This window comes from Ferribacterium limneticum (assembly GCF_020510625.1).
GTDB lineage: Bacteria > Pseudomonadota > Gammaproteobacteria > Burkholderiales > Rhodocyclaceae > Azonexus > Azonexus limneticus_A.
The window spans coordinates 1,536,119-1,558,865 of the sequence record NZ_CP075191.1 but is presented as its reverse complement, the minus strand read 5'-3'; the positions used below and the strand labels follow the sequence as shown (position 1 = coordinate 1,558,865).

The following is a 22,747-nucleotide window of genomic DNA, read 5'->3' as shown; positions in this document are numbered from 1 at the left end:
CGCCAGTCAGTCTCCGGCTTAAATCACCTTGCCGGGATTCATCAGCCCGCGCGGATCAAGCGCCTGCTTGATCGAACGCATCAGCGCCATTTCGACCGGACTCTTGTAACGCCGGATTTCGTCGCGCTTCAGCTGGCCGATACCATGCTCGGCTGAAATCGACCCGTTCAGCGCGTGGACCGTGTCATGGACGAGTCGGTTGACCTCAGGCTGGCTGGCGATAAATGCCGCGTTATCGTGGGCATCGGCTTTGGACAGGTTGTAATGCAGGTTGCCGTCACCAACATGGCCGAAGGCAACGACGCGGATACCGGGAAAGGCTTTGGCCAGGGCCGCATCGGCGGTCGCCAGAAATTCCGGAATGCTGGAAACCGGTACCGAGATGTCGTGCTTGATGCTGATGCCTTCGATCTTCTGCGCCTCGGAAATATTCTCGCGCAAGGCCCACAGCTTTTTTGCCTGAATTTCAGACTGCGCCACGACACCGTCGTTGACCTCACCGGCCTCCAGCTTCTCAGCCAGCCAGATTTCGATGGCCGCCGGTTCGGCCGCGGAGAACTCGGCCAGCACATACCAGGGGCTAACTGCGGTCGGCCGCTGGGTGTCCGGAATATTTTTCAACACCAGCCCAAGCGAGGTTTCCGAAACCAGCTCGAAGGCCGTCAGTTGCGAGTCAAAAACGGATTTTGCCGAATTCAGCAGATCGACCGCAGCAGCTGGTGAAGCCACATTCAGCCAGCAGGTAACTTGTGTTTTCGGCAACGGGAAGAGCTTCAGCACGGCGCCGGTGATGATGCCCAGCGTGCCTTCGGCGCCGATGAACAGCTGCTTCAGATCGTAGCCGGTGTTGTCCTTGCGCAGACCGCGCAGGCCGTTCCATATCTCGCCGTTGGGCAGGACGACTTCGAGGCCGAGCGTCAGTTCGCGGGTGTTGCCGTAGCGCAGCACCTGCACGCCGCCCGCATTCGTCGAAAGATTGCCGCCGATCTGGCAGCTTCCCTCGGAAGCCAGCGCCAGCGGAAACAGCCGGTCGGCCGCGCGCGCCGCCTCCTGCACGGCGGCCAGCGTGCAGCCGGCCTCGACGGAAATCGTGTTGTTTTTTGGGTCGACCGCCGCAATCCGGTTCAGGCGGCTCAAACTGACCACCACCGCCTTGCCCACTTCGTTCGGCGTCGCCGCGCCACACAGGCTGGTGTTGCCGCCCTGCGGCACGATGGGCACGCCGGCGTCGGCGCACGCTTTGACTACCGCGGCCACCTCGGCGGTATTGCCCGGGCGGACGACGCATTGCGCCGCACCGCGGTAACGGCCACGCCAGTCGGTCAGAAAGGGCGCCAAATCGGCCGGGTCGGTCAGCACCTGGGCGGTGCCGACGATCCCGGCCAATAATTCGATCAGATCAGACGACCTGGGCGTAGAGATCATGGTGGTCGGCGTCGATGACCTTGACCTGCAGGAAGTCACCCGGCTGGGCATCGAAATGACCATCCAGATAAACCAGACCATCGATTTCCGGCGCGTCGGCCTTGGAACGGGCGATGGTGCCTTCCTCGTCCACTTCATCGACCAGCACCTGAATGACGGTGTCGATCTTGGCCGCCAGCTTGTCGGCAGAAATATCTTCCTGGACCTGCATCAGCCAGCGACGGCGGTCTTCGCGGACGTCTTCCGGCAGCAGTTCACCGAGTTCGTTGGCCTTGGCGCCTTCAACCGGCGAGTAGGCGAAAGCACCGACGCGGTCGAGCTTGGCGTCTTCGAGGAACTGGATCAACTGATCGAAATCCTCTTCCGTCTCGCCGGGGAAGCCGGTGATGAAGGTCGAGCGGATGACGATTTCCGGGCAGATCTCGCGCCATTTGGCAATGCGCTCCAGCGTATTCTCGGCCGAGGCCGGGCGCTTCATCGCCTTCAAAATCTTCGGGCTGGCGTGCTGGAAAGGCACATCGAGGTAAGGCAGGATCTTGCCTTCGGCCATCAGCGGAATGACGTCATCGACCGACGGGTACGGGTAAACGTAGTGCAGGCGGACCCAGATGCCGAAGCTGGCCAGCGCATCACACAATTCCTTGAGCCGCGACTTGACCGGCTTGCCGCCCCAGAAGGCAGTGCGGTATTTCAAATCGACGCCATAGGCGCTGGTGTCCTGCGAAATGACCAGGATTTCCTTGACGCCGGCGCGGGCCAGATTTTCGGCTTCGGCCAGCACATCGCCGACCGGCCGCGAAACCAGCGGGCCACGCAGCGACGGGATGATGCAGAAGGTGCAGCTATGGTTGCAGCCTTCGGAAATCTTCAGGTAGGCAAAGTGATCCGGCGTCAGGCGGATGCCCTGTGGCGGCACTAGATCGGAATACGGGTCGTGCGGCTTGGGCAGATGCTGATGGACGATCCCCATCACCTCGTCGGCGGCATGCGGACCGGTGACGGCGAGCACGGCCGGGTGGGTCGTCTGGACGATGTCGCCCTTGGCCCCAAGACAACCGGTAACGATGACCTTGCCGTTTTCGTTGAGTGCCTCGCCGATGGCATCGAGCGATTCCTCGACCGCAGCATCGATGAAGCCGCAGGTATTGACGATAACCAGGTCGGAATTGTCGTAGCTCGGCGAAATCTCATAGCCTTCGGCGCGCAGCTTGGTCAGGATGCGCTCGGCGTCACTGCTGGCCTTCGGGCAACCAAGGGAAACGAAGCCGACGGTCGGTATTTTTTGCTGAATAGTCATGCGAATGGAACCTTATCCGGGCTGGCCGGCGAACAAAGGGCGTATTTTACAGGCACTTAGCTGGGCAGGCGGGCAAGTGCCTGTTTCAGCGCCTCAAAACATTGCGGGTCGATCGCTGTGCCGACGTTTTCGGCCATGATCTCCAGCGTTTTCGGAATCGGCACGGCGCCGCGGTAGGGCCGTTCGGCAGTGATTGCGTCAAAGATATCGGCCGTCGTGATGATCCGCGTTTCGAGGCAGATGTCGTCGGCGCTCACACCGCGCGGGTAGCCCTTGCCATCCAGCCGCTCGTGATGCGCCGCCGACACCCGGGCCAGTTCGGCAAAGGCGTCGATGCGCGACAGGATGGCCTCAGTGTAGGCCGCATGGGCTTGCACGGCCACCCACTCTTCGGCATCGAGCTTGCCAGGCTTGTCGAGCACGCTGTTGCTGACGCCGAGCTTGCCGACATCGTGCAGCAGTGCGCCGCGCTTCAGCCAGCGGCGACGTTCCGGCGACAGGCCGAGCGCCTCGGCGATCAGGTCGGTGTAGAGGGCAACGCGCGCACTGTGGCCGCTGGTGTAGGGACTTTTCGAGTCGACCACCTGACCGAAGGCAGCGGCGATGTCGTCGAGATAGTCATCGTCCAGTGCCACGACATGCGAGGCCGGTTCGAGCGCCAATACCGCCGCCATGACATCGGGGGCTGCCAGCGTCGCCCAGAAGGCGTCGTCGGCCACCGCCTCGACCACCTCGACCAGCACCGGGTCGAACCAGCGCCCGGCCCGGAGGTGGATTTCGTCGAGTGCCGCCTGCGGCCCACCGGCCGTGTGAAAAACGTCGATCACCTGGGCCAGCAGTGCGATCCGCGAGTAAAGCGGAATCGCCTCGCCTGCCAAGCGCGCGGGCTTGCCCTCGCCGTTGAAATGTTCGTCCAGGCTGTAGATGCCGGCCGAGACGCTTTCCGGGAAGCGCAGCAGACGGGCAATTTCGGCACCGCGCTGGCAGCGGGTGGCAATCAGCTCAGTGGCGATCTGCTCGCCATCGCGCATGATCGTCAGCACGCTGCGGAAACGCTCGGCCAGCCCGGCCTTCAGGCCGGTGTGGCTGAGCACGAACTGCAGCACCTTGGGCAGGCTGTCGCCGACCGTCTTGAAATCGCGCTTGAAACTGAGGTCGTCGGTCAGGTACAGCTCGCAGATGCGCGCCGCGTTGCTGCTGCAGCCCAGGTCTTTGAGCAGCAGCGTGTAATAGAGATTCCATAACTCGTCGTCGTTCAATCCGAGGCGACGGCCGACGTGCATGCCGATCCAGCAGCAACGCACGCAATGGCCTTCCGGCTGACCTTCGGTGATATCCAGGGCGTGACTGAGCGCCGAGATGAGTTCGGAGAGTTTCAGACCAGCCAGCGCTGGCGAGGTGAACTGAGTGGGAGAATTGGCAGGCATCGCGACATAGATTACCAACAAACGCCAAAGTTCTCCCGTTTCCGGATTACTTCAGCCGGCCCGAGCCAGGGCGCCAGATGATCCGGCGATCGTCAGGGTTTCACGAACGCCGGAGCCACTTCAGCAACATCGCATAAAGCGCCTCGGGTTCGACGGGCTTGGCCAGGAAATCGCTCATCCCGGCTTCGAAGCACCTGTCCCTGTCCTCACTGAATGCATTGGCTGTCATGGCAATGATCGGCAGGCTTGCGTGGCCGGGCAGCCGACGGATCAGGCGGGTTGCCTCCAGACCGTCCATGACAGGCATCTGCATGTCCATCAGGACAAGCTGGTAATCATGTTCGCCAATCAGGTCAAGCGCCTCCTGTCCATTGGCCGCCACATCGATTGTCCAGCCGATGTCTTCCAGGATACTCAGCGCAACGTCCTGATTGATCGGTTCATCCTCGACCAGCAGGATTCGCGCACCGCCGAAATCGCGCTGGAGGATTTTTTCGGCATCCGAACCGGCAAGGATTTCGTCCTGTTGCAGGCTGCGCCCGGGTGGCTCTGCAATCTCGGCCAAGTGCCTGTTCAGACAGTCGTTCAGAACACTGGGCGACAAGGGCTTGAGCAGGACCTCGGCAAAGCCGATCTTTTGGGCATCCGCGATGATCTCCGGGTCGCTCGACGCGGTCACCAGGATAGCCAGCGGCTGGATCTGCAAAGGCAGGGCGCGCAGCCGTGTCAGCGTTTCAAAGCCGTCAATGCCGGGCATCAGCAGATCGATCAGGACCAGTTCGTAGGGCCTTCCATGCCGATCCGCCGCCTCGATCTCCTGCAGGCCGGCGATCCCTGAAGCGGCCCCATCACCCTCCAGGCCGATCATCCGCAGCAACTGGGATTGCACCAGACGCGTCACCGGCACGTCATCCACCACCAGGGCGCGTTTCCCGCGCAGGCTGGGAATGCGATAACGCCCGGTTGCCGACCTGACCCGGCCAAGGCGGGCCGTCAGCCAGAAGGTGCTGCCGACCCCGAGCGTACTCTCGACACCAGCATCGCCATCCATCAAGCGGGCCAGCCGGCGCGTGATCGCCAGGCCAAGACCGGTTCCGCCATAGCGCCGGGTCGTTGTCGTGTCGCCCTGTTCAAACACCTGGAACAGGCGCGGCAGGTGCTCGGGCGAGATACCAACCCCCGAGTCCTCGACTTCGATGCGGATCAGCACGTCGTCGCTGGTTTCCTCGATCAAGCGGACGCGCAGGACGATGGTGCCGTAGTCGGTAAATTTGACCGCATTGCCAAGATAGTTGAGCAAGGCCTGCCCCAGACGGGTGGCATCGCCCATCAAAACCCCGATGCCGGCATCGGCATCGATGACCAGTTCCAGACGTTTCTCGCGAATCCGGTCAATGACCATGGTCGAAACGCGCGACAGCAATTCCTCAAGATTGAATTCCGTCTTCTCCAAAACCAGCTTGTTCGCTTCGATCTTGGAAATATCGAGGATGTCGTTGATCACACCAAGCAAGTGATCGGCGCTGGCCGCGATCTTGCCGAGTTTGTCGGCCTGGGCCGGGTCGGTGACAGTGCGGCGCAGCACGTAGGTCAGGCCGACGATGGCATTCATCGGCGTGCGGATTTCATGACTCATGTTGGCCAGGAATGCGCTCTTCGATCTGGAGGCCGCTGCAGCCGCTTCACTGGCCAGGGCAAGTTCCGCGGTCCGCTCTTCGACCAGTTCCTCCAGGTGATGCCGATGGCGTTCCAACTCGTCGGCAGTACGGCGCTTTTCGGTCACATCCTCCTTGACGGCCAGGTAATGCGTCACTGAGCCATCCTGGCGGATCGGAACGATGGTCAGTCTTTCCGGATAGATTTCGCCATTCTTGCGCCGGTTGATCATCTCCCCCTGCCAAATCTGGCCGGCCAACAGGGTCGCCCACAGCTCGCGGTAAGTTTCCCGTGGCGTCTGGCCAGAACTCAGGATGCCTGGTGTCTGCCCAATGGCCTCTTCGCGACTGAAGCCCGTGGTCCGCACAAAAGCCTCGTTCACATATTCGATATTGGCATGAACATCGGTGATGACAATGCCCTCGGCACTCTGCTCGACCGCCATCGAGAGCATGCGCAACTGCATTTCAGCCATCTTGCGCGCCGTGATGTTTTGCCCGATGCCGCGATACCCGGCAAAGCGCCCTGCCTTGTCGTAAAAAGGAATACCACTGGAAAGCAGCCACAGCAGTTCGCCGCGATCATTGCCCAGGCAGTATTGAAAATCGCGAAACGCCTCGCGACGCTCAAGGGTGGCGAGATGTTCGGCCAGAACCTCCGGAGCATTGACGGCATCGTTCAGCCACAACTCGCTGCGGCTCTTGCCCAGAGCCGTGGCCGGATCAATCCCGCAGATGCGTTCGAGATTTCCTGAAAAATAGGAGAAACGGAGATCCTTGTCCATTTCCCAGAGCCAGTCAGCAGAACTCTCGGAAAAGTCACGAAAACGCTGATTGGATTCGCTAATCGCCTCATTCGCCTCGATCACATGTTGCTCGATGCGTCCGACCCGACGCGACAAGGCAAACATCAACAAGGCGATCAACAACACGCTGACTAGCCCGATGAAATAAAGCAAGCGCTGGCGCGCCGCCCGATCCGCCGTGATGTCGCGCAGGATAGCCATTGAAGCCACCGGGCGCTGGGCGTTGTCCGACAAGGCAATCAGGCTCGCCGACCAGACACGATCGCCATCGGCAAAACTAAAGACACCCTGATCTTTCCCTAGTGCAAATGCCTGCCAGGGCGCGATCAGCGATGCGGGAACCCCGGGCAGCGAGTGCCCGAGCAAGGCAATCTCGGCATGGTCGTTCCAGTTTCCCGACAAGCCAAAGGCCTTCTTGCCATTCGCGAAGTACTCCGGCGACGAGTGGGCTTTATGGACAGCCGTCAGCACTTCGAGCCCCGTCATGCGCTGGATTTCACGGGCGAACGACTCGATCTCCATCCCCATTTCGACATAGCCGATCAAGACCCCATCCACATGCCAGGGCATGACCAGGCGCAGGGTAAAAACAGAGGTCGTGCCAACTTCCAGCCCCGTCGACACCTGGCCGCTGGCCTCGGCATCGAGCAGCCCTTTGCGGCGTATTTCATCACCCGCCCGCTCCGGATCATGGACACGCAGGATCACGCGGCGATCAGGCGCAATGAAATACCAGTGGCTGAGGTCGAACTGAGTCTTCAATTCGCTGAAACCGGGATTGGCCAATGCCAGCAAGACATCCCGATCCCCTCGCCGCATCGCCTCGACAAATCCGGGCTCGGTGACCACCCGATCCGCCATCCAGCGCAAATGACGGCTTTTTTCGTCAAGCATGTTCTGCCAGATTCGACCAACCTGCTGCGTCACGGCCGAGGTTCGCTCCTTTTCGCGCCAATCGAGATAGGCGCCAAAACTGACGAGCAACAGGATAGCCAGCGCAATGGTGACGGCAAAGGTCGGCCTGATGATCTGCCGACGGAAATGCAGCGGTGACGACGAAGCGTCCATCTTAAATTGAGAGCATGCTTTATTTGTTATTACTTAAGTATAACCCCAGCGCCCGATAACGACTTGGGGTATGCCCTGCTTTTCCGGTAAATCCAGCGCTGCACCAAGGAAAAAACAGGGCACCGGCACCTCGCTGAACGCCATCACTACAGGCAGAACAACAAGGCAATTTGGAAAAATATCGCTGCTCGCCAAGAAAAGCGTGCCTAAACGCCGATTTTGGATATAATTCGCGCCCTTAAGCGTTCTTAGCTCAGTTGGTAGAGCGTCTGCCTTACACGCAGAATGTCGGCGGTTCGAGCCCGTCAGGACGCACCAGGTTGCCCATGTGGCTCAGTGGTAGAGCACTCCCTTGGTAAGGGAGAGGTCGGCAGTTCGATCCTGCCCATGGGCACCACCCCTTTTTTGCCGCGATGCGGCACCGCTTCGGATTACTTGACTGTCCGGAGCCCGCTCTGCTTAAGCACAGCCAGGAATTCACTGAAGTTCGCTTCGCGAACCGAAATTCCACTCAAGGTATCACGCAGATTGAAGACGCCGAAATCACGCTCGCTGGCCTGACCGTCACCCTTGCCAAGGGCCGATCCGCCAGACTGGGAATGGGAAGGCTTGGAGGTCGACACAGACATTTTTTTTGCTCTCGTGATTCAGTGATTTCATTTTGCCCGGTTCAGCAAAAAGTCTGCGTGATCAAATTCACAGTACGCAGCATGAATAAGCCGATCACTTCCCCGGCATAACTTTCTCTGACAGGCGAAGCGTGCTGTTCAGGCCGGAACACCCAGAATCACATGGCTGGCCTTGATCAGGGCGCAGGCCGGAACGCCCGGCTTGAGGCCAAGCTCAAGCACGGCATCGTTGGTGACCACGGCATGGACCAGGGTGCCACCGGCCAGCTTGATGCTGACATCACTGTTAACCGCACCTTTCTGCACGCTGTCGACCGTACCGGCGAGTTGATTACGGGCGCTGAACTTCACGCCCCCCTCACCGGCCAGCAGCATTACCCACGGCGCCTTGATGTAGGCAACGGCTGGCTTGCCGACGGCGAGACCCAGCGCAGCGACGCTGCCCTCGGTCACGATGGCGACGATGCGATCACCCGTCGGGGTGGTGATTTCGACTTCGGCATTGACCTTGCCATCGACCAAGGCGCTGATGGTGCCGGCGAAAACGTTGCGGGCGCTGATTTTCATTTCGTTCTCCTTGAAGCGTTGTTGAACTGGCCCGGTTTTCGCTATATACGAATCGGTATAGCGTAAATTTCAGGCACGTCGACAATCTAGCGAACATCGTTATGCCTATTCAACCATAGCGCAGCGCTGGGAACCGCAAATTTTCGATGAAAACACCGGGAACTACGCTATCGTTATATACACGACAACATAACGTAGCAAAGGCGACAAAATGGAACAAATCGCACATCGTCTGCGCAGCAAGCTGGAAGTCGATACCGAGTTCGGCAGTTTTCTCGGCGACACGCGCATTCGCCTGCTCGAAGCCATCGAAAAGCATGGCTCGATCTCGCAGGCCGCCAAGGCCGTACCACTCTCCTACAAGGCGGCGTGGGATGCCATCGACGCCATGAACAACCTGGCCGACCAGCCGCTGGTTGTTCGTTCGACTGGCGGCAAGAACGGGGGCGGCACGCTGCTTACTGAGCACGGCAGGAAGACCGTCGCCCTCTACCGGGCGCTGGAAGCCGAATATCAGGCTGCGCTCGACCGCCTGTCGGCCAGCCTGAACGATGGCCTGGCCAGCGACTTCCAGCAGTTCCGCCAGTTGCTCCGGCGCATGTCTATGAAAACCAGCGCCCGCAACCAGTTTGCCGGGCAAATCGTTGGCCTGCGCGAAGGCCATGTCGATTTCGAAGTCAGACTCAAGCTCGATGCTGAAAACGAACTGGTCGCCGTGATCACCCGCGAATCGGCCGAAACGCTGGGCCTGGCCATCGGCATGGAGATCAGCGCGCTGGTCAAGTCTTCATCGGTCCTGTTGCTGACTGACCGCAACGTCCGCACCTCGGCGCGCAATCACCTGTGGGGCGAAATCACCCGCATCCACGACGGCCCGGTCAATGCCGAAGTCACCCTCGCCCTGCCCGGCGGCCGCAGCGTCTGCGCTGTCGTCACCCACGACAGCATGGAAAAACTGGGCCTCGCCGTCGGCGAACAGGCCTGCGCCGTGTTCAAGGCTTCCGCCGTCATTCTTTGCCTCTACGCCTGAAAGGAGCTTCACCATGAAAATTCGCCTGCTTTTCGCCTTGACCGCTGCATTCATTGCCACCGCCCAGGCCGACGAGGTTCAGGTTGCTGTCGCCGCCAATTTCACCGCGCCCATGCAGCAGATTGCCGCGCAGTTCGAGAAAGACACCGGCCACAAAGCGGCCTTGTCTTTTGGGGGAACCGGCAAGTTCTACGCCCAGATTGTCAATGGCGCCCCATTTGAAATATTGGTCGCCGCCGATGACGAAACCCCGGCCAGGCTTGAGAAGGAAGGCCAGGGCGTCGCCGGCACTCGTTTCACTTACGGCATCGGCAAATTGGTGCTGTGGTCGACCAACCCGGATCTGGTCGATGCAAAGGGTGAGGTGCTGAAAACCGCCAACTTCAAGCACCTTGCCCTGGCCAATCCGAAAACCGCCCCCTATGGCACCGCTGCCGTCGAGACCATGACCAGGCTCGGCCTGTTGCCCAGCCTGCAGGGGCGTTTCGTCCAGGGCGAGAACATTGCGCAGACCTACCAGTTCATCCTTTCCGGCAACGCCGAACTGGGATTCGTCGCACTCTCCCAGGTATTCAAGGATGGCAAGATCACCTCGGGGTCGGCCTGGATCGTACCCGCCAGCCTTTACGAGCCGATACGCCAGGACGCCGTGCTGCTCGCCAAAGGCAAGGACAAGCCGGCCGCCAGCGCCCTGCTCGTTTACCTGAAAGGCGAAAAGGCACGCAGCATCATCAAATCGTTCGGCTATGAACTGCACTGAGATGCCTGCCGCCGTCTCGCCCTCCACCGGCAGACGCACCACTCGCCCGCCAAAGCCGCTTGAATGGCAGCGGTATCTGCCCGAGCGCTGGCGGGACTACGTGGTCGAAGGGCTCGATTTCACGGCCTTTCGTGAATACGAAATGCCGGCCTGCCGCACACTCGGCCACGATGAAGATGGCGAACCATGCTTCTACGCTCATCGTTACACGCTGACCGAAAACCGTTCGGACGACGACGAAGAGTTCTACGAAATCGTCACTTACAGCGAGATGGTGCGCGGCTGGCGGCTGCGCGACGGCCGCTGGCTGATCTATCGGGTCGTGCAGAACGGTGACGAAGACGCGCTTGGCCGCGGCTTCTACAGTTTTTCAGCGCAAGCCCCGCGCTAAGGCAAGGCTATGACTATCGCCATTCCCCGCCTGCTGCCAGCACGGGCATTGCCTGGCCTGCACTTCGAGATCGCGACCAGCCTGTGTAAACTGCACGCTCTGTTCGCTCGCCGATAACCATGGAAACCACCACGTATTCCGCCGACCTCGCTGCCATCTGGCTGACCCTCAAGCTTGCCACGGTGGTCACCCTGCTCCTGCTCGTCATCGGTACGCCGATTGCGTGGTGGCTGGCCCGGACACGCTCGGCCTTCAAGGGCATGGTCGGCGCCATCGTCGCGCTGCCGCTGGTCCTGCCGCCGACGGTACTCGGCTTCTACCTGCTGATCACCATGGGCCCGCATGGGCCGGTCGGCCAACTGACTCAGTCGCTCGGCCTCGGCCTGCTGCCTTTCACTTTCCCTGGTCTGGTCATCGCCTCGGTGTTCTACTCGCTGCCCTTCGTCGTGCAGCCGATCCAGAACGCCTTCGAGGCGATCGGCGAGCGGCCGCTGGAAGTGGCTGCCACGCTGCGCGCCAGCCCGTGGGATACCTTCTGGTCGATCGCTGTGCCGCTGGCCAAGCCCGGCTTTTTGTCCGGCGCCATTCTCGGCTTTGCCCATACCGTGGGCGAATTCGGCATTGTGCTGATGATCGGCGGCAATATCCCGGACAAGACCCGTGTCGTGTCAGTGCAGATCTATGACCACGTCGAAGCGCTGGAATACACGCAGGCTCACTGGCTGGCCGGCGGCATGGTGCTGTTCAGCTTCGCCGTGCTGATGGCGCTGTACACCTTCAATCCGGCACGGCGGAAGACGATATGAGCCAGGGAATTCAAGCCAGATTCCGGGTCGAGCGGAGCGACTTCAGGCTCGATGTCGACCTGAATCTGCCGGGCAGCGGCATCACCGCGCTATTCGGCCATTCCGGCTCGGGCAAGACCACCTGCCTGCGCGCCATGGCCGGGCTGGAACGGGCGCCGGCCGGTTATTTCGCGCTTGGCGACGAGGTCTGGCAGGACGAATCCCGCGGCCATTTCACGCCGCCGCACCAACGCGCGCTCGGCGTCGTCTTTCAGGAAGCCAGCCTGTTCCCCCACCTGTCGGTGCGCGGCAACATGGCGTTTGGCCAGAAAAGAACATCAAGCACAGCGGCCCGTTTCACCCTGCCTGAAATCGCCGAATTGCTCGGCATCGCGCATCTGCTCAGCCGTTCGCCCGGGCAACTCTCCGGCGGCGAACGCCAGCGCGTTGCCATTGCCCGCGCCCTGCTCACCGCGCCGAAGATTCTGCTGATGGACGAGCCGCTGGCCGCGCTCGATCTCAAGCGCAAGCTGGAGATCCTGCCCTATCTGGAGCGCCTGCATCGCGAACTGGCGATCCCGATCATCTACGTCAGCCACGCCCCGGACGAAGTCGCCCGACTGGCCGATCATCTGGTCCTGCTCGACGAAGGCCAGGTGGTTGCCAGTGGCGCCCTGAACCAGGTGCTCAGCCGCATCGATCTCCCCGCGGCCTTTGCCGACGATGCCGGCGTCGTCATCGAAGCGTGTGTCGCCGAACATGAAGCCGACGACCTGACGCGACTTGAGTTTCCCGGCGGAACAATCTACGTTTCGCACCGCCATGAGCCAGTCGGCACCCCGCTGCGCTGCCGCATTCACGCCCGCGACGTCAGCCTGACGCTGGTACCGCAGATGCAGAGCAGCATCCTGAACTGCGTCAGCGCCATCGTCGTCGACCTGGCACCGACCGATACACCGGGACATGTGCTGGTCAAACTCGATGTCGCCGGCGAACCGCTGCTCGCCCGCATCACCCGGCGCTCCGCCGAAAAACTGGAGATCCGCCCCGGTCTGGCCCTGCATGCCCAGATCAAGGCCGTTGCCCTGCTCGCCTGAAACGGCGCGCCGCGGCAACATTCAACAATCCATAATCGATATATTTATCACTTTCGTGATAATTACCCTTGTCACCCATAAAATTACAATGGAAAATCGCAAGCGGACAAAAGCACCAAATTCAACATATTCAACAGCTCAATGAATCAACAAGGAAGCAAATGAAGCGCGCGACATTGTGGATTGCCATCCTGGCCGCCTTTTCACCCTGCAGCCATGCCGCTGGCGACCTCTTCGACGATCTGAGCCTGGAAGATCTGGTCAAGACCGAAGTAACTTCCGTCTCCCGCAAAAGCCAGAGCCTGAGCGATGTTGCCGCTGCCGCTTTCGTCATCACTTCAGAAGATATTCGCCGCTCCGGCGCCCAGGCCCTGCCCGACGTATTGCGCATGGCACCAGGCATCGAAGTTGCCCAGATCGACAACGGTCGCTATGCCGTGACGGCTCGTGGCTTCAACGGCCGCTTTGCCAACAAGTTACAAGTGCTGGTCGATGGCCGCAGCATCTACCATCCGATGTTTTCCGGGGTCATGTGGGAACTCGACCCCATCCCGCTCGACGACATCGAACGCATAGAAATCATCCGCGGTGCCGGCGCCGTGATGTGGGGTGCCAATGCCGTCAATGGCGTGATCAATATCATCTCCAAACACAGCCGCAACCAGGCCGGTGGCGCCGCCAATCTGACCGTCGGCTCCCAGGGTTACGGCAATGTCTATGCCCGAATCGGCCAGTCGCTCGACGAGAAAACGAGCTTCAAGCTTTCCGTTCAGGGCCGTTACACCGAACCTTCGAAGCAATTCGACAGCCGCGAGGATGCTGAGGATCGTCTCAAGAATGGCGTCGTCGATTTCCGTTTTGACCGCGACCTCGGTGCCGGCAGCGACCTGACCATCTGGGCCAACGCCTCCCGCTCGTCGCTGGGCGACCTGTGGCGGATCAATCCGGACATGAACGTGTTGATGAGCACAGGAAACATCCAGCTCAATCCACTCAGTTTTTCACAGCGCCTGCACAGCGAGAGCCTGGTCGGTCGTTATCGCTGGCTGAGCGATACGGGTATCGAATCCTCGCTGCAACTGTCGGGCGGCAGGTCGGGGATAGAAATCAGCGATTTCATTGACGAGTCGCGCACCACTTTCGATCTTGACTACCTCGGCCGCTACGCCATCGGCACGCACGACCTGCAATGGGGCTTCGGCTTCCGCAATTCAAGCGATGAAGTCAGCACCTCGGGCCTATACATCCAGATTCCGAACGCCAAATTTACCCATCGCACCAGCGGCCTCTTCATCCAGGACGACTGGACCGTGATCCCCGAACACCTGAAACTGGGCATGGGCCTGCGCTGGGATTACGCCAGCCGCAACGGCAGCAGCTATTCCCCCCATGCGACGCTACTTTGGACGCCTTCGCGCACCGATAGCGCCTGGCTGAAATATGCCCGCGCCCCACGCACCAGCGCCCGGGCCGAACAGGATGTCTCGGTGCTGGCCGGGGTCCATGTCCAGCAAATGCCAGGCATGAACCTGCCGATCGTCCAGTACGCGACGCCGGGCGCCGATGGCCTGAAGGCGGAAAAGGCCGAAGGCGTCGAAATCGGGTATCGCAAACAGATATCGAACACAGTCAGCGCCGACGTGACGGCCTATCGTTACCGCTACACCCACCTGCGCAGCGGAAGCCAGTCTGCGCTCTATGGTTGCAGCCCCCTCTTCGGCTTCCTACCGCCGGGCTCCATTCCCGGCATGCAGGTCGCTCCTTCACACTGCCCCGGCCTGCTCTCCGGACAATTCGTTCTTCTCCAGGAAGTGAATGCTGTCAACGGCCTGGCGGGCTGGAGTACCGGCCTCGAACTGGCTGCGGAATGGCTGGTGACGCCGAACTGGCGCCTGCAGTTGTCCTACAGCTGGAGCAAGCTCAACATGGACGAGGGCAAAGACCAGATTTCAAACGCCGATGCCCAGATGACCGAGCGTGCCAAGCCCCGCGAGACCGCCTCGCTGCGCTCACAATGGAACATGACCACCAGCCAGCAACTCGATGTCTGGCTGCGCGCCATGTCCAGCTACGAACGGGTCAATATCACCGATGCGACGCCGAGTACATCGACCGAACCGAGTTATGTGCGCATTCCCGGCTACATAACCCTCGATCTGCGCTACGCTTATCGCGTCAACAAGGATCTCGAAGTCGCCCTGATCGGCCGCAACCTGATCGGCTCCCGCCGTATCGAATACCTGTCCGACTACATTCCGACCATCGCCAACGAAATCAAGCCTTCGGTCATGCTCACCACCCGCTGGAAGTTCTGATTCAGCCATGTCAGCCGGAAAACTCCTCCGCCTTGCCGCCCAGCTCACGCTGGCGCTTGGCCTGGTGTTGTCCGCACCGAGCACTTTCAGCGAAGTCGCCTCGGAAGGGCAACTCAAGGCAGCCTACCTGGTCAATTTCCTGAAGTATGTCGATTGGCCGGGTAACCGCAGCACCGTCACCATCTGCCTGTTCGGCCGCGACAGCCTCGGTCCCTACCTGGCCAGCTACGAAGGCCGCCAGGTGGGCGGCCGCGAGTTGCGTATCCGCAAGGTCAACAGTCCGGAACAGATCGCCGATTGCCAGGAGCTGTTCATTCCCGATACTGAAGAGGCGCGGGCCAGCGCCGTCCTGCGCTGGGTGGACAAGCAGGCCATCCTGACCGTCAGCGACTCGGAAACCTTCGCCCGCGACGGCGGCGCCATCGCCCTGATCCGCACCGAGGGGCGACTGCAGTTCGACATCAACGCCGATGCCATCAACCGGGCCAGTCTGAAGGCCAGTTCGCAGATGCTGCGCCTCGCCCGTCAGGTGATCGGGGGCACGCGATGAACATCGGCAACCTGCCCATCCGCCGTCGCCTGGCGCTGATTCTCGCCGTCTCGCTCGGCATCAGCCTGTTGCTGACCTCGCTGTTCTTTGCCGTCAGGCAGATCGACCATCGGCGCAATGCAAAATTGACCGAATTGCGATCGATGGCCGAAGTCATCGCCTTCAACGCGACCGCCGTGGTCGAGTTTCAGGATGCCGGCGGGGCCGAACGTCTTTTCAGCTCACTGGCGCAGCACCCGGATCTGGTCGCGGCCCGCATGCTGAGCACGGACAATGGTTTCACCTTCCGCTACGAGCGCCCCAACTCGCCCTTGCCCGCTAGCAAACACGCCGGCCCGGCGGTGGTCCACGAAGCCACCACCATTGCCGACTGGTCCCATGTCACGACCATCGTCCCCATTCGAATCAAGAGCGATGTGATCGGCTCAGTCTCCTTGACCGCCAGTCTGGAAAAAGTCTGGCACGACGCGCTGAACGACTTTCTGACTTTCACGGCAGCCTCGCTGATTGCCTTTGCGCTGGCCCTGGTCATTGCCCAGCGCATGCAGCGAACACTGCTGACGGCGCTCGGCGCGCTGACCAGCACGGCGAATCGCGTTGCCGAGTCAAAGGATTTCACGGAGCGGGCGAGCAAATATTCCAATGACGAAATCGGCCAACTGGCCGACGCCTTCAATACCATGCTGGTCGAAATCGCCGACCGCGACCAGGAACTGACCGAGCACCGCGGCCATCTTGAAGAGGTCGTCGAGTTGCGCACGCAGGAACTGCGCCTCGCCAAGGAAAGCGCCGAGGCGGCCAACCGTGCGAAGAGCGCCTTCCTGGCCAACATGAGCCACGAAATCCGCACCCCGATGAACGGCATCATCGGCGTTGCCGACCTGCTCGCCGCCGGCTCGCTGAACGCTCACCAGCAGAGCCAGCTGACGACATTGCGCAGTTCGGCCGATACCCTGCTCTATCTCCTGAACGATATTCTCGATTTTTCGCGCATCGAAGCCGGCGGGCTGCAACTGGAAAAACTGCCCTTCAGCATCCGCGAAACCATCGAGCAGGTCGTCTCGGTGTTCTCGCCGACCGCCCGCAAAAAACACCTCGACCTGTGGTTCGACATCGAACCTGCCTTGCCCGACTATGTGGTGGGCGACAAATACCGCCTCGGCCAGGTCATCACCAATCTGGTCAACAACGCCCTGAAATTCACCGAATCCGGCAGTGTGCGCATTTCCTGCCGTGCCCAACGCGGCCAGCAAGGTCAGGAGCAGCTGCGGATCGACATCCAGGACACCGGCATCGGCATCAGCAGCGAGGCGCTGGCCGATATCTTTTCCCCCTTCCGCCAGGCCGACAACAGCATGAGCCGGCGGTTTGGCGGCAGCGGCCTTGGACTGGCCATCGTGCACGATCTGGTCGGTCTGATGGGTGGCGAAATTACCGCCACAAGCACCCCCGGCCAGGGTTCGAACTTCAGCATCAGCCTGCCGCTGGAAAGCACCCATCGTCTCGGCCGAAACCTGCCGGAATGGATGCCGCAGTTGCGTGGCCGCCAGGTACTGGTGGTTTCCGGCAACGAGGCACGCCGCAATCACTGGCTGGCCATGTTGCGCTGGGCCGGCATCGAGACGATCGCCGCGACCAACTGCGATGAAGCGCAGGGAATACTGGCCTCCAGCCAGCCCGATGCAATCGTTATCGAGGACAGCCCCTGCTTCCGCAGCATGCTCGAGCAGATCACCAGCGCGCCCGCCATCCCCTTCCTTTTTGTCTTCAATCTGGAGACGACAGGCAACCAGGCGGCTGAACTGCCTGATTGGCTCAAGGGGCAAATTCACTCGCCCTTTGGTGACCTCACGCTGTGGACCGAACTGGCCAAGCTATGGGGCCTGGTCGCCGAAGAATCGAAGGCCCCGGAAGCCACCGGCAACCTGCATTTCAACGCCCATGTCCTGATGGTTGAGGACAACGACACCAATCGCCTGATTCTCGAACAAATCCTGGGCACGCTGGGCTGCACCGTCCGTCACGCCAACAATGGCATGGCCGCCCTGGCCGCCCTCGAAGTCGAGTCATTCGACCTGGTGCTGATGGATGTGCAGATGCCGATCATGGACGGCCTGACCGCGACGCGCCGCATCCGCGACAACGAAAGGGAACGCGGCCTGCCTCGCCAGTTGATCATCGCCCTGACCGCCAATGCCCTGTCCGGCGACCGCGAGATGTGCCTGCAGGCCGGCATGGACGATTACGTGTCCAAGCCCGTGACCATCGGCGGCATCAGCAAGGCAATCCAGCGCTGGCTTCCTTCGACCCGGGCCGAACCGGCGCTTGCCACTGAAACCGGCAATCCGGACAATGTGACGCCTATGACAATCATTGACCTGAGTGAGCTGAGAGCCAGCCTGGGCGGCCAAGCCAGCCGGATTATCCCGGCGGTGCTCACCTCCTACCTGAGCGAAGGCGAAAAACATATCGTGGTGCTCAAGGCAGCCGATCGCGAATTCGATGTCGAGCACATCACCCGCATCGTGCATAACCTGAAGAGTTCGAGCGCCGCGCTGGGCATCCGGCAATTTTCTGCGTTGTGCAAGGAAGCGGAAACGCAGTTGCGCGCCAACCAGATAGAGCCGACCAGGCTATTGCTCCCCCGCATCATCGAGGACTTCGAAACGGTCCGCCGGGCTGCCGAAAACATCCTTGCCGAACTGGCCGAGAGCAAGGCATGAGCCCGAACGCCAAGCCCCGAATCCTGATTGTCGATGACGAGCCCGTCATGCGCACGATCACCGAATCGGTGCTGGCCCAGCATGAATTCGACGTGACGACCGTCGACTCGGCCGAAAAGGCCATCGCGCTGGTCACCCAGGGCGAAATCCCGGATATCCTGCTGCTCGATGTGCTGATGCCGGGCATGAACGGCTTTGAGGCCTGCCGCATCCTGCGTGGCACCCCCCGCCTTGAACACTTGCCGATCATCATGCTGACCGCCCTGGACGACCAGCTATCGATCGACGAGGCATACCGCTGCGGCGCCACCGACTTCATCACCAAGCCGCTGAATATCCCGCTGCTGCCGCACCGCGTGCGCTACCTGCTGCGCTCCTCCATTGCCTTCGGGGATCTGGTCGACAGCCAGCTGACGCTGATCCACACCCAGCAGATTGCCCATCTCGGCAACTGGACCATGGACCAGTCGGGCAACATCATCGCTGCCTCGCGGCAGTATCTGGACATCATCGCCACCTCGCAGGTGCCGGTACCCGGAAACCGCCTGCTCACCCGCGTTCACCGCGAGGATCGCGCCACATTGATCCGCTGCCGGGCTGAAATGAAGACCGGCCGGCCCTATCAGCTCGACTATCGACTGCGCAGCCTGGCCGACGAAAACGCCTGGCACCATGTTCACGAGCGGGGTTTTCCCCGGTTCGACAACAAGAACTGCTACCTGGGTGCAACCGGTTTTACCCAGGACATTTCCGAGCGTGTCGCCCAGGAAGAGCAAATCCGCCAGCTGGCCTGGCACGACCCGGTCACCGGCCTGAACAACCGCGACCGACTGACCGAGCTACTGGAGCGCGACCTCCAGCCCGAGGGCCTCAAGTCCGAGCAGGCCGGGCTGGCCATTCTCTTCATTCATCTCGGCAATCTGCGCGACATCTCCACCGTGCTCGGCCAGGATACTGCCGACGCGGCCATTCGCGCCCTTGCCAGCCGCCTCAAGGGCCTGCTCGAAACGCCGCCAAACGGTAGCGGTGCGCTCGGCCAGGACTCCCTGCACGACGCCAAGCTGGCCCGTTACGACGAACACTCCTTCGTACTCGCCCTACCCGGCACGCTGGATCGGGAAAGCATCCGCTGCTATGCCGAGACGGTGCATGAAACCCTTGGCCGCCCCATGCTGCTGCTTGGCGACGAAGTGCTGATCGCGCCGTATATCGGGATTTCCTATTACCCGGAAGATGCGGCGGAAACCAACGAACTGATCCGGCGCGCCATGCTCGTTGCGCTGCAAGCCGCCAGCAGCAACGGCAGCGCGATCAGCTTCTTCGATCCGAAACACGACCACGACGCGGCCCGGCGCCTTGTCCTGGAGCGCGGCCTGCGTGTTGCACTTGAACAGGGTGATCAGCTGCGGCCTTATTTCCAGCCGAAGATCTCGGCGACCACCGGCGAAATTATCGGCGCCGAAGTCCTGTTGCGCTGGGAACACCCCGTACTCGGCTTCATCACGCCCGACCGTTTCATCCCGCTGGCCGAGGAAGTCGGCCTGATCCACCCGATCAGCGAGTGGCTGATCGGCCAGGTTTGCGAACTGATTGCCGACTGGCTGGCCATGCGCCAGGAGGTTGGCACGATCAGCATCAATCTGTCGGCCGAAAGCTTCTTCCAGCGCTCGCTGATCCAGTTCATCGATGAAGTACTCGCCCGCACCGACGTTCCGGCCAATCAGCTGATCATCGAACTGACCGAAAGCGTGCTGATGCAGAACGCCGACACCGCGCACCAGGTCATCAGTGAACTGCGCGAACGCGGCATCCGCATCTCGCTCGACGATTTCGGCACCGGCTTCTCGTCGCTGGGCTACCTCAACCGCTTCAGCATCGATGAAATCAAGATCGACCGCTCCTTCGTAACCGACCTTGAAATTCAAGGCAAGCAACGGGCCCTGGTCCAGGCGATCATCACCCTGGGTTCGGCGCTCGGTCTCAAGGTCGTTGCCGAAGGCGTCGAAACCCGGCAACAGGCCGATTTGCTGCGCCAGATGGGTTGCAACATCTTTCAGGGCTTCCTGTTTGCCCGGCCGATGCCGGCCGAGGAGTTCATTGCCTTCCGGCTGCCGCGTATCGAAGGCAGCGAGAATCCCGGGGGCGCTCGGTGAACCAGGCCCGGCGCCACACCGGGCAGCCAACGGGTAGCGCGCTGCTGGCAGCCCTGCTCCTTACCCTGGCAGCCCCGTGCTCGGCCGCCATTGATGCCATCCATCTCTCGCTCGAAGAGTTGCTCAAGGTCAATATCATCACGACCCCGAAATTTGCCGAGAATCCGGACCAGATACCCTCCGTCGTCTCGGTCCTGACCAGCGAGGACATTCGACTCTACGGCTGGCGAACCCTTGGTGATGCCCTGCGCACGCTGCAGGGCTTCAACGTCACCGACGACCACACCTACGCCTTTGCCGGCGTGCGCGGCATCTCGCAGCCAGGTGACTACCGCCCGCGACTGCAGATCCTGATCGACGGCATGTCGGTCAATGAAAATATCTACGCCAACGTTCCTGTCGACTCGGCTTTCCCGCTCGATGTCGGCCTGATCGAACGCATCGAAGTGATCCGCGGCCCGAGTGCTTCGGTCTATGGCGGCGATGCCATGTTCGGCGTGATCAATGTCGTGACGCGCAGCGGCCAGAGCGTCGGCAGCGAAGCCAGCCTGAGCCTGGGCAGCGGCGCCAATCGGCGCTTGCGGGCCAGTTGGGGCGGCCAGGTCGGCGGCAAGGATGTGCTGATTTCAGTCACCGGCTTCAACGTCCATGGGCGAACCCTGGCCTTCAACGACGTCAACGGCGACGGCAGCAGCCGCGACCTGCACCGGGTCGGCGGCGAAGACGGCGGCCAACTGTTTTTCAAGGTCAGGGGCGACGACTGGCACCTGTCCTTCGCCCACGCCAAACGCGACCGCATCGTTCCGACCGCCAGCTACGACACCATTGTCGATGACCGTAGCCACATCGAATCGGATACCTACACCCTGCTCGACCTGAGCAAGGAATGGAAGCTGAACGCCAGCAACAAGCTGCAGCAGCGCCTCTATTTTGGCGATTACGCCTACGACGGATTTTTCCCCTACGACTACTCGGCCGATCTAGGTGACCCGCAAATCATGAACGTCGACAAGGTGCGCGGCAGTTGGTGGGGCATCGAGAATCGCCTAGTCAATACCAGCTGGTCGGGCCAGCGCTGGACGCTGGGCATCGAATACAAGGCCAACTGGCGGCAGAACCAGATGAATTTTGACCGCGGCTATGGCTGTATCAACGCGGACTTGAGCATCAGCCCAGACGCCTGCCTGGACAGCCAACAAAGCAGCCGGCAACTGACCCTGATGGCCCAGGACGAAATCCAGCTCGGCACGGCCAGCCTGCTGACGCTCGGCCTGAGCTACAACGACCTTGGCAAGCTGGGCACCTTCTGGAGCCCGCGCCTCGGCTTTACGCACGACGCCGGCCAGGCCGGCCTGTTCAAGCTGCTGTACGGAACGGCATTCCGTACGCCGACCGCCTATGAGCGCGCCTACACCACCCCCACCTTTGCCTACGGCAACCCCAACCTCGCCCCGGAACAGATGCGCTCGCTGGAACTCTCATGGGAGAAGCGCTTCAGCCAGCTTTCCCGCTTGACGGCGACGCTCTACCATTTCCATATCGACAAGATGGTGACGGTCGACGAAGCGGGAGTCGCCGCCAACAGTGCGCATACCAATGCCAGTGGCCTGGAAATCGAATTCGAGCAGCGCTGGAGCAACGGCAGCCGACTGCGGACCGGCTACTCGGTGCAGCACGCAGCTGAAACAAGTCACAGCTTCGACAACTCGCCGCACCACATGGCCAAGCTCAATCTGGCCGTGCCGACCGGCATCACTCACCTGATGGCCGGCTTGGAAGCCCAGTGGATCAGCGCCCGCCAGGCCAATATCGGTACCGAGCGAATTCCCTCATATACCTTGGCCAATCTGAATTTCAGCTACACCCCCAGCGGCAAGCACTGGGAGGTTGCGCTCGGCATCTACAACCTGTTCGATCATCGCTACAACGACCCGGTGGCGACCGATGAAGTGCTGGGGGCTCGCCGCTGGCAGATGCCTCAATACGGCCGTACCGCCATGCTCAGGACCACCTTACACTTCTAAAACGCGTTTTCCGCCGGCCAAGCCTTGCCGGCGTTGCGAAGACGC

The 22,747-nt window shown here is 61.2% G+C and carries 16 protein-coding genes and 2 tRNA genes; 12 read left to right on the top strand and 6 right to left on the bottom strand.

Features of this window, described 5'->3' with window-relative positions; all coding sequences use genetic code 11:
• Window positions 1-18: 18 nt before the first annotated feature.
• From KI617_RS07360 to KI617_RS07345, 4 genes are all read right to left on the bottom strand, one after another.
• Entirely contained in the window at window positions 19-1,425 is a 1,407-nt protein-coding gene (locus tag KI617_RS07360) for an FAD-binding oxidoreductase (protein ID WP_226451360.1), read from the bottom strand.
• Window positions 1,400-2,722, bottom strand: a complete 1,323-nt coding sequence (rimO, locus tag KI617_RS07355; RefSeq protein ID WP_226451359.1) for a 30S ribosomal protein S12 methylthiotransferase RimO — start codon at window positions 2,720-2,722, stop codon at window positions 1,400-1,402. Before rimO ends, KI617_RS07360 begins: the two co-directional genes overlap by 26 nt.
• A 56-nt stretch (window positions 2,723-2,778) precedes the next feature.
• Window positions 2,779-4,149 (bottom strand): HD-GYP domain-containing protein, encoded by a 1,371-nt coding sequence (locus tag KI617_RS07350; protein ID WP_226451358.1) that lies wholly within the window; start codon window positions 4,147-4,149, stop codon window positions 2,779-2,781.
• 100 nt (window positions 4,150-4,249) lie between these two features.
• Window positions 4,250-7,678, bottom strand: a complete 3,429-nt coding sequence (locus KI617_RS07345; protein ID WP_226451357.1) for a response regulator — start codon at window positions 7,676-7,678, stop codon at window positions 4,250-4,252.
• Window positions 7,679-7,920: 242 nt separating this feature from the next.
• On the opposite strand from KI617_RS07345, the gene KI617_RS07340 reads away from it, so the two are divergent.
• Together KI617_RS07340 and KI617_RS07335 are read left to right on the top strand one after the other, a co-directional pair.
• Window positions 7,921-7,996: transfer RNA gene (locus tag KI617_RS07340), tRNA-Val, on the top strand.
• Window positions 7,997-8,000: 4 nt separating this feature from the next.
• A tRNA-Thr gene (locus KI617_RS07335) sits at window positions 8,001-8,075 on the top strand.
• A 34-nt stretch (window positions 8,076-8,109) separates the two neighbouring features.
• Here the strand turns inward: KI617_RS07335 and KI617_RS07330 are convergent.
• On the bottom strand, window positions 8,110-8,307 hold the full coding sequence (locus KI617_RS07330; RefSeq protein WP_226451356.1) for a hypothetical protein: 198 nt from the start codon (window positions 8,305-8,307) through the stop codon (window positions 8,110-8,112).
• 138 nt (window positions 8,308-8,445) lie between these two features.
• Entirely contained in the window at window positions 8,446-8,874 is a 429-nt protein-coding gene (locus KI617_RS07325; RefSeq protein ID WP_226451355.1) for a TOBE domain-containing protein, read from the bottom strand.
• Between the two features lie 211 nt (window positions 8,875-9,085).
• Here KI617_RS07325 and KI617_RS07320 point away from each other — a divergent pair, with 211 nt between their 5' ends.
• The 10 genes from KI617_RS07320 (at window position 9,086) to KI617_RS07275 (ending at window position 22,702) form a co-directional block, all read left to right on the top strand.
• Window positions 9,086-9,904, top strand: coding sequence for a TOBE domain-containing protein (locus KI617_RS07320; RefSeq protein ID WP_226451354.1), 819 nt, complete (start codon window positions 9,086-9,088; stop codon window positions 9,902-9,904).
• A 13-nt stretch (window positions 9,905-9,917) separates the two neighbouring features.
• On the top strand, window positions 9,918-10,664 hold the full coding sequence (gene modA / locus KI617_RS07315) for a molybdate ABC transporter substrate-binding protein (protein WP_226451353.1): 747 nt from the start codon (window positions 9,918-9,920) through the stop codon (window positions 10,662-10,664).
• 1 nt (window position 10,665) lies between these two features.
• Entirely contained in the window at window positions 10,666-11,055 is a 390-nt protein-coding gene (locus KI617_RS07310) for a hypothetical protein (protein ID WP_226451352.1), read from the top strand.
• A 119-nt stretch (window positions 11,056-11,174) separates the two neighbouring features.
• A complete protein-coding gene (gene modB / locus KI617_RS07305; RefSeq protein ID WP_226451351.1) occupies window positions 11,175-11,861 on the top strand; it encodes a molybdate ABC transporter permease subunit in 687 nt (228 codons plus the stop codon).
• The gene (gene modC, locus KI617_RS07300; RefSeq protein WP_226451350.1) at window positions 11,858-12,937 is read left to right on the top strand and encodes a molybdenum ABC transporter ATP-binding protein; all 1,080 of its coding nucleotides are present in this window, start codon (window positions 11,858-11,860) and stop codon (window positions 12,935-12,937) included. The genes modB and modC overlap by 4 nt, the downstream gene beginning before the upstream one ends.
• A gap of 161 nt (window positions 12,938-13,098) precedes the next feature.
• Window positions 13,099-15,252 (top strand): TonB-dependent receptor plug domain-containing protein, encoded by a 2,154-nt coding sequence (locus KI617_RS07295; protein WP_226451349.1) that lies wholly within the window; start codon window positions 13,099-13,101, stop codon window positions 15,250-15,252.
• Between the two features lie 7 nt (window positions 15,253-15,259).
• Window positions 15,260-15,802 (top strand): YfiR family protein, encoded by a 543-nt coding sequence (locus KI617_RS07290; protein ID WP_226451348.1) that lies wholly within the window; start codon window positions 15,260-15,262, stop codon window positions 15,800-15,802.
• Window positions 15,799-18,525, top strand: a complete 2,727-nt coding sequence (locus tag KI617_RS07285) for an ATP-binding protein (RefSeq protein ID WP_226451347.1) — start codon at window positions 15,799-15,801, stop codon at window positions 18,523-18,525. The genes KI617_RS07290 and KI617_RS07285 overlap by 4 nt, the downstream gene beginning before the upstream one ends.
• The gene (locus KI617_RS07280) at window positions 18,522-20,678 is read left to right on the top strand and encodes a two-component system response regulator (RefSeq protein WP_226451346.1); all 2,157 of its coding nucleotides are present in this window, start codon (window positions 18,522-18,524) and stop codon (window positions 20,676-20,678) included. Before KI617_RS07285 ends, KI617_RS07280 begins: the two co-directional genes overlap by 4 nt.
• The gene (locus KI617_RS07275; protein ID WP_226451345.1) at window positions 20,675-22,702 is read left to right on the top strand and encodes a TonB-dependent receptor plug domain-containing protein; all 2,028 of its coding nucleotides are present in this window, start codon (window positions 20,675-20,677) and stop codon (window positions 22,700-22,702) included. Before KI617_RS07280 ends, KI617_RS07275 begins: the two co-directional genes overlap by 4 nt.
• The last annotated feature ends 45 nt before the right edge of the window (window positions 22,703-22,747 follow it).

Bases quoted from the DNA above. Each gene is read 5' to 3' on its own strand.
- KI617_RS07320 (WP_226451354.1), top strand. From the start codon at position 9,086: ATGGAACAAATCGCACATCGTCTGCGCAGCAAGCTGGAAGTCGATACC.
- KI617_RS07280 (WP_226451346.1), top strand. From the start codon at position 18,522: ATGAGCCCGAACGCCAAGCCCCGAATCCTGATTGTCGATGACGAGCCC.
- KI617_RS07345 (WP_226451357.1), bottom strand. From the start codon at position 7,678: ATGGACGCTTCGTCGTCACCGCTGCATTTCCGTCGGCAGATCATCAGG.
- KI617_RS07330 (WP_226451356.1), bottom strand. From the start codon at position 8,307: ATGTCTGTGTCGACCTCCAAGCCTTCCCATTCCCAGTCTGGCGGATCG.
- KI617_RS07360 (WP_226451360.1), bottom strand. From the start codon at position 1,425: ATGATCTCTACGCCCAGGTCGTCTGATCTGATCGAATTATTGGCCGGG.
- KI617_RS07290 (WP_226451348.1), top strand. From the start codon at position 15,260: ATGTCAGCCGGAAAACTCCTCCGCCTTGCCGCCCAGCTCACGCTGGCG.
- modB (WP_226451351.1), top strand. From the start codon at position 11,175: ATGGAAACCACCACGTATTCCGCCGACCTCGCTGCCATCTGGCTGACC.
- KI617_RS07295 (WP_226451349.1), top strand. From the start codon at position 13,099: ATGAAGCGCGCGACATTGTGGATTGCCATCCTGGCCGCCTTTTCACCC.
- KI617_RS07350 (WP_226451358.1), bottom strand. From the start codon at position 4,149: ATGCCTGCCAATTCTCCCACTCAGTTCACCTCGCCAGCGCTGGCTGGT.
- KI617_RS07310 (WP_226451352.1), top strand. From the start codon at position 10,666: ATGCCTGCCGCCGTCTCGCCCTCCACCGGCAGACGCACCACTCGCCCG.
- modA (WP_226451353.1), top strand. From the start codon at position 9,918: ATGAAAATTCGCCTGCTTTTCGCCTTGACCGCTGCATTCATTGCCACC.
- KI617_RS07325 (WP_226451355.1), bottom strand. From the start codon at position 8,874: ATGAAAATCAGCGCCCGCAACGTTTTCGCCGGCACCATCAGCGCCTTG.
- KI617_RS07285 (WP_226451347.1), top strand. From the start codon at position 15,799: ATGAACATCGGCAACCTGCCCATCCGCCGTCGCCTGGCGCTGATTCTC.
- modC (WP_226451350.1), top strand. From the start codon at position 11,858: ATGAGCCAGGGAATTCAAGCCAGATTCCGGGTCGAGCGGAGCGACTTC.
- rimO (WP_226451359.1), bottom strand. From the start codon at position 2,722: ATGACTATTCAGCAAAAAATACCGACCGTCGGCTTCGTTTCCCTTGGT.